This is a genomic window from Deltaproteobacteria bacterium (assembly GCA_016178705.1).
Lineage (GTDB): Bacteria > Desulfobacterota > Binatia > HRBIN30 > JACQVA1 > JACOST01.
The window spans coordinates 70,369-76,925 of sequence record JACOST010000017.1; the positions used below are offsets into that span (position 1 = coordinate 70,369).

General features: G+C 65.6%; 6 protein-coding genes. 4 read left to right on the top strand and 2 right to left on the bottom strand.

The features are described 5' to 3' along the window. The first annotated feature begins 4 nt into the window (after positions 1-4). Both HYR72_13405 and HYR72_13410 read left to right on the top strand, forming a co-directional pair. On the top strand, positions 5-1,084 hold the full coding sequence (locus HYR72_13405) for a HupE/UreJ family protein (GenBank protein ID MBI1815970.1): 1,080 nt from the start codon (positions 5-7) through the stop codon (positions 1,082-1,084). Positions 1,085-1,101: 17 nt separating this feature from the next. Further along, the gene (locus HYR72_13410) at positions 1,102-3,204 is read left to right on the top strand and encodes a DUF3604 domain-containing protein (GenBank protein ID MBI1815971.1); all 2,103 of its coding nucleotides are present in this window, start codon (positions 1,102-1,104) and stop codon (positions 3,202-3,204) included. A gap of 75 nt (positions 3,205-3,279) precedes the next feature. Here the strand turns inward: HYR72_13410 and HYR72_13415 are convergent, their stop codons facing one another. Together HYR72_13415 and HYR72_13420 are read right to left on the bottom strand one after the other, a co-directional pair. Continuing rightward, the gene (locus tag HYR72_13415; GenBank protein ID MBI1815972.1) at positions 3,280-4,077 is read right to left on the bottom strand and encodes a phytanoyl-CoA dioxygenase family protein; all 798 of its coding nucleotides are present in this window, start codon (positions 4,075-4,077) and stop codon (positions 3,280-3,282) included. Positions 4,078-4,087: 10 nt separating this feature from the next. Beyond that, a complete protein-coding gene (locus HYR72_13420) occupies positions 4,088-4,720 on the bottom strand; it encodes a lysophospholipid acyltransferase family protein (protein MBI1815973.1) in 633 nt (210 codons plus the stop codon). Between the two features lie 332 nt (positions 4,721-5,052). Here HYR72_13420 and HYR72_13425 point away from each other — a divergent pair, with 332 nt between their 5' ends. Further along, entirely contained in the window at positions 5,053-5,817 is a 765-nt protein-coding gene (locus HYR72_13425) for a crotonase/enoyl-CoA hydratase family protein (protein ID MBI1815974.1), read from the top strand. Between the two features lie 134 nt (positions 5,818-5,951). Continuing rightward, the coding region (locus HYR72_13430; GenBank protein MBI1815975.1) for a transposase at positions 5,952-6,557 on the top strand (606 nt) is incomplete at its 3' end.

Sequence of the window (6,557 nt, forward strand, 5' to 3'; positions counted from 1 at the left end):
AGCCATGTTCGATCGGAACCAGCATAGCGTCGGCCGCCGACGACACGGCGAGGGACAGCGGCTTGCTCTGTCGTTGTTGCTGCTTCTCATCGGGAAACTGGCAGCGCCGCGTGGCGCGTTAGCGCACGCGTTCGATCCCGCCCTGCTCGATCTGCGCGAAGAACGCGCCGGTGAGTTCGGCGTCGTCTGGAAAGTGCCCGGGACCGGCCGAGCAGCGGATCTGACGCCTCGTTTCCCCGCTGAGTGCAATCGACTTGATGCTCATGAGACCGACGGCGACGGGCCGCAACATTGGCGCGTCGATTGTGGATCGTCTGACCTGCGCGGTGCACGCTTGGCGGTGAGCGGACTCGACCGCAACCGCATCGAAGCGATCGTACGCATCACCTGGCTCGACGGCACCGTGATCGCCGGCGTCCTGCACGGCGACAACGATGAATTCACCGTGCCGCGTGCACCGTGGTCGGGCGCTGTAACGAGCGGCGCCCCAGTCCGCAGCGTGCTGTGGAGTTATCTGCGACTCGGCATCGAGCACATCCTGTTCGGCTTTGATCATTTGCTGTTCGTACTCGGGCTGTTGTTGTTGGTCGATCGCACGGGCCTGCTGATCAAGACGATCACGGCCTTCACGGTGGCGCACAGCCTGGCGCTGGCCCTGGCGGTGATGGGTGTGGTGAGCGTGCCGGCGGCGCCGGTCGAGGCGTTGATTGCGTTGAGCATCGTCCTGGTTGCGTACGAACTCACCCGTGTCGACGGACCGGCGAGCCTCGCTCGACGGTATCCGTGGGCGGTGGCGTTTGCGTTCGGATTGCTGCACGGCCTCGGCTTTGCCGGCGCCCTCGCCGAGATCGGATTGCCCCCCGGACAGATCCCACTCGCGTTGCTGGCGTTTAACTTGGGTGTCGAGATCGGCCAGCTCGCGTTCGTGTTAGTGATGCTGGTGCCGCTGAAGCTGTTTGCTCGAGTGACGGCGACGCGGACGTGTCCGCGCTGGCTGCGTTGGCTGCCGGCGTACGCCATCGGTGCGCTGGCCATGGCCTGGGTGTTCGAGCGTATCGAGCGGTTCTGGGTGCCGTTCAGCTAGTCGCGAAGGGGAAGCTGATGCGGAATCATTTCTGGATCGTCGCGATTGCCGTCGTCATCGGTTCGGCGGGACCGCTGCTGGCGTGCGTTGGGGATTGCGATCGCGATGACCACGTCACGGTCGATGAACTCGTTCTCGGAGTGAACGTCGCGCTCGGGACGGTGTCGCCGTCGGCCTGCCGACCGCTGGATGACAACGAGGACGGGCACGTGACCGTCGACGAGTTGATCACTGGAGTGAACAACGCATTGGGCACCTGCCGACCCGCGTCGCGGCAGCCGTGTGCCGAGCACAATCGGTTGCGTAATGTTTACTATGGCGATCTCCATGTTCACACCACGCTCTCGTTCGACGCCCACAGCTACGAAGTGCGTACCACGCAAGCGCAGGCCTACCGGTTCGCGCAAGGCGATGCCGTCGCCTTGCCGCCAACCGACGCGGACGGCCACGGCACGCAGATGCTGCGACTCGATCGCCCGCTCGACTTCGCCGCCGTCACCGACCACTCGGAATTCCTCGGCGAGGTGGAGACCTGCTCGGTGCCGGGCTCGGCCGAGTACGCCTCCTCCACTTGCGAAGCGTTTCGCGGCGGCGGCGACGACGCCACGCGCACCTTCGGGTTGCTGCTGAGTCAGAAGATTGCAAGCCGGTTTCCCGACGTCTGCGGTGTCGGGGGCGCGAAGTGCCTGACGCAAGCGAGCGCGGTGTGGCAGCGCGTGCAGGATGCCGCCGACACGGCGTACGATCGCAGCGCGCGCTGTGGCTTCACGTCGTTCGTTGCTTACGAATACTCGGCTGCACCCGGCGTGAGCACGCTGCATCGCAACGTCATCTTCCGCAACGATCGGGTGCCATTTCCGACCACCTACTTCGAACAACAGACGCCACAAGGCTTGTGGAAGGAATTGAAGACCACGTGTCTCGACGCGGGCACCGGGTGCGATGTGCTCGCCATCCCGCACAATCCGAACGAGAGCAACGGCCGCATGTTCCACGTCGAGTATCCGGGTGCAACGACGCAAGCGGAGCAGCGCGCCCAAGCCGAGTTCCGCGTGACGATGGAGCCGTTGGTCGAGATCTATCAGCACAAGGGCAACTCCGAGTGCATGAATGGACTGTCGGGGATCGTGGGTGCGCCCGACGAGCAGTGCGAGTTCGAGAAACGACGCCAAGGCGAAATCGAGGACTGTGGCGACGGGGTGGGAAACTTCGGCACGGCGACCGCGGGGTGCGTGTCGCGCCGCGACTTTGCGCGCGGTGCGCTGCTGGAAGGATTGAAGGAAACGGAACGCATCGGCGTCAATCCGTTTCGCCTCGGGTTCATTGGCAGTACCGACACGCATAACGGCACGCCGGGTGCCACGCAGGAGAGCACCTTCATCGGCCATCGCGGAACCGACGACGACACGCCGGAGAAACAACTCGGTCCCGGTTCGCTCTACCCGGGCGGAATTATTTTCAGCCCCGGCGGTTTGGCGGCGGTGTGGGCGGATGAGAACTCACGCCCGGCGATTTTCGACGCGCTGCGACGCCGCGAGGTATTCGCCACCAGTGGCACGCGGCTCGCGGTGCGCGTCTTCGGCGGATGGAATCTGCCCGCGGGTTTGTGCGGCGATCCGCTGATGATCGCGAAGGCCGATGCCGCCGGTGTGCCGATGGGCGGGACGTTGGCGACGCGTCCGCCCGGCGCGGGTGCGCCGAGCTTCGCGATCTCGGCGCTGCGCGATGCCGGCAGCGAGACGCGGCCAGGCACGTTGCTGCAACGGCTGCAAGTGATCAAAGGGTGGATCGAGAACGGCGAGGCACATCAGCAAGTATTCGACGCCGCCGGCGACGCCAACAACGGCGCGTCGGTCGATGTGCAGACCTGCGCGACCAGTGGCCCCGGCGCGGAGTCGCTGTGCACGGTGTGGAGCGATCCGAGCTTCAACCCCGCGCAGTCTGCGTTCTACTACGTGCGCGTGTTGGAGAACCCGAGTTGCCGCTGGAGCACGTACACTTGCAACGCGCTCGCGCCCGATCAACGCCCCGACGCGTGCAGCGATCCGGCAGTACCGAAGACGATCCAAGAACGCGCGTGGAGTTCGCCGATCTGGTACGAGCCGAACGGACAGGGATAGTTCGTGGTTCGTGGTTGCGGAGCGGAACCACAAACCAGAGACCACGGACCAGAGACCACAAACCACGAACCCAAACTACGGTAACTCGTTCACGCGGTCCGGCTGCCACTCCAACTCCGTCTGACGCGGACGGCCGGCGGGCTGGAAGGAGAGGAGAATCGCGCGCCGCTGTCGGTCGGAGACATTGGGCGATGAGCGATGGAGCATCAGCGCGGGGAAGATGAGGAGTGAGCCGGCTTCGACTTCGACGGCAAGTTCCTGCGACGCGTCGATCTTGCTCGGGTCGGCGAGAAAGTGGGTCGGATCGTTCGGATCGCGCGCTGCCGGGCCGCGCGCATGTGAGCCGGGCAAGACCCGGATCGCGCCGTTAGCGGCTGTCGCGTCATCAAGAAATAGGATCGCCGTGCCGATCTCGTGCGCGGTGGTCGGCGAGAAGGCGTACCAATACGGGAAGTCCTGGTGCCACGGGAACTCCGAGCCTTCGCGCGGGCGCTTGAGGTTGAGCTTACAGGTGTAGGGGGCAACCGCATCGACGCCGAGTGCGTCTTTGAACGGTTCGCTGAAGCGGGAGTCCTGCCACAGCGCGTCGAAGCGTGGGTGCAGGTGAGTGAACGGCTCGATCAAGCGCACCGCGCGAGAACTTTCGGCCCACTCCCACTGGATTGCGGTGCGGCTGGAGAACTGGATCTTGTGGCCGTCGCCAAGCGTCAACGCGGGCCCCGCGTCATCGCGTTGCGCGTGTTCGACGACGCTGGCGATGACTTCCTCGACCGTGTCGCGCAGCTCTTGCACTTCCTTCGCGGCGAAAACGCCGCGGCGCGCCATAAAGCCGTCGCGCTCATAGCCCGCGCGCTCCCGCGCCGTCATCCGCATGCGCGGAGGCTTAGCCGATCGCGCGGCGTTCCGGAAGCGCTTCCACCGGCGGGCGTGGCGCGACGATGCCTTTGAGTTCGGGAAACTTCGGCGTGACGTGCGAGTAAAATTCGGCGAAGACCTCGAAGTCCGCGTCGATGTCGCCGGTGGTCACGAAGCTCGGCCCCAATCCCGCCACCTTGCGCTTGTAGTCGAGGTAGCCGAGGACGATGGGCACGCGCGCGCCGTGGGCGATGTGGTAGAAACCGGTCTTCCAATGCGTCGAGTGATTGCGCGTGCCTTCGGGCGGCACCGCGAGAACGAAGTGGGTGCGGTCGGCGAATTGATCGATGGCTTGCGCCACCACGTTGCGGCGCGCGTGGCGATCGATTGGCACGCCGCCGAAGAAGCGGACGATCGGGCCGAGCGGCCAGACGAACGCCGAGTCTTTGAGAAACCACGTGAGTTTCAATTTGAAAATGTAGGCGGCGACCACCAGGATCACGCCGTCCCAATTGGTGGTGTGCGGTGCGGCGATGATGACGAAGCGCGGCGGTTGGTGCACGCTGCCTTCGGTCTTCCAGCCGGCGAGGCGGAAGAGGAGCTTGGCGAGCCCGTGCGTGAACGAACTCACCGCGAACGGGTTGTCGGAAGTTCCCTGCATCAATTGTTTGTAGCGGAGGCCGGCGATGCTCACCAGGCGCTGACGTAACGGTTTGGTCACGGTTTGCGGTGGAGGCACGCGAAGTTGGTGGAAAGCTCGACAAAGGGAGTCCACCACGAAGGCACGAAGGCCACGAAGGACAGGCGGTTGAAATGCCCTCAGGCGGCTTGCCGTAGTCTCATTGCCGATGGAGTTGGAGTTGAGTTCATGAACGGTTTCTTGCCCTCTTCGTGCGCTGCGTGTCTTCGTGGTGAAGATTTTCCGATCAAGGTCAGACCATTGCGATGACGCTGGAAGTCGCGCATGGTGTCCCCCGTCGTAAGGAGGACCGCATGGCTGTGCGCATCGAACGCAAGGGACCCGTTTTCACCGTCATCCTGTCGCGGCCCGAGCGCCGCAACGCGGTCGATCGGACGACCGCCGCGGCGTTGGCCGATGCGTTTCGTGAGTTCGAGTCTGACGCCAGCGCGGGAGTCGCGGTGCTGTTCGGCGAAGGCGGCAACTTCTGTGCCGGTGCGGATCTCAAAGCCGTCGCGACCGGCGACGGCAATGCCGTGCGCGAGGACGGCGACGGGCCGATGGGTCCGAGCCGCATGCTGCTCTTGAAACCGGTGATCGGAGCCGTGGCGGGTTACGCTGTGGCCGGCGGGTTGGAACTCGCGCTGTGGTGCGATCTGCGCGTCGCCGAGCGCAGCGCTCGCTTCGGCGTATTCTGCCGCCGCTGGGGCGTTCCGCTGATCGACGGCGGTACCGTGCGCCTGCCGCGCATCGTCGGCATGGGTCGCGCGCTCGACATGATTCTCACCGGTCGTCCGGTCGGCGCCGAAGAAGCGCTGCGCATCGGCCTCGCCGATCGCGTCGTCGACGACGGCACCAGCCGCGCCGCGGCGGAAAAGTTGGCCGAGCAGATCGCGGCCTTCCCGCAGCTGTGCATGCGTTCCGATCGGCTCTCGGCATACGATCAGGCCGGCATGTCGCTCGATACGGCGCTGCGCAGCGAGTTCCGCCACGGCGTCGAAGTGATTCAGAGTGGCGAGACGGGCGCCGGCGCGGCGCGGTTCTCCGCCGGCGCCGGGCGCCACGGCAAGTTCGAGTGATCAGCAAACCATCTCACCGCGGAGTTACCATGTGTTCGGTTGGAGTGAGCTGAGAAGGATGGGAGCCTCACCTTGTGCACGCGGGACACGCGGAGCGTGGCCGCAAGATTGTTGCACCAAGAAGGGAGGCTCCCATGACCAAAGTAGTGCCGCGACCCGAACCGGGTCAAGCGGTCTGGATCGCGATCGATGTGGCGCGCGCGAAGTGGGCGTTCAATGTGCGCTGGGGCGGCGTGGAGCAGCGGCGGCTGAGCACGCCGGGCACCATCGAGCACCTGCAGGCGTTGGTGCAGGCGTACCCGGGCGGCGAGATACACGTGGCGTACGAGGCGTGCGGGTTTGGGTACGAGATCGCCTGGTGGTGCCAAGCGCAGGCGATTGCGGTCACGGTCATCCCACCCAGCACGGTGGAGCGCGCCCCCGGCGCGCAGGTGAAGACCGACCGGGTGGATGCGGCGGCGCTGAACGTCAAGCACGAGAAGGGGCTGTTGAAGTGTGTCCACATTCCGACCCGCACCGCGCACGCGCAGCGGCAACTGTCGCGCACCTACGGGCAAGTGCTCACCGACCGCAAGCGGGCGCAGATGCGCCTGCGCAGCCTGATGCAGGAGCACGGGCGCTTGGGCCCGGTGCCCAACGCGGGCTGGGCACGCTACGAGAGGTGGCTGCGGCGCCAGGAGATGCCGGAACCAGTGGCGGTGTGCATCGCACAGTTGCTGGCCGCGCGCGCGGGGGCGGCG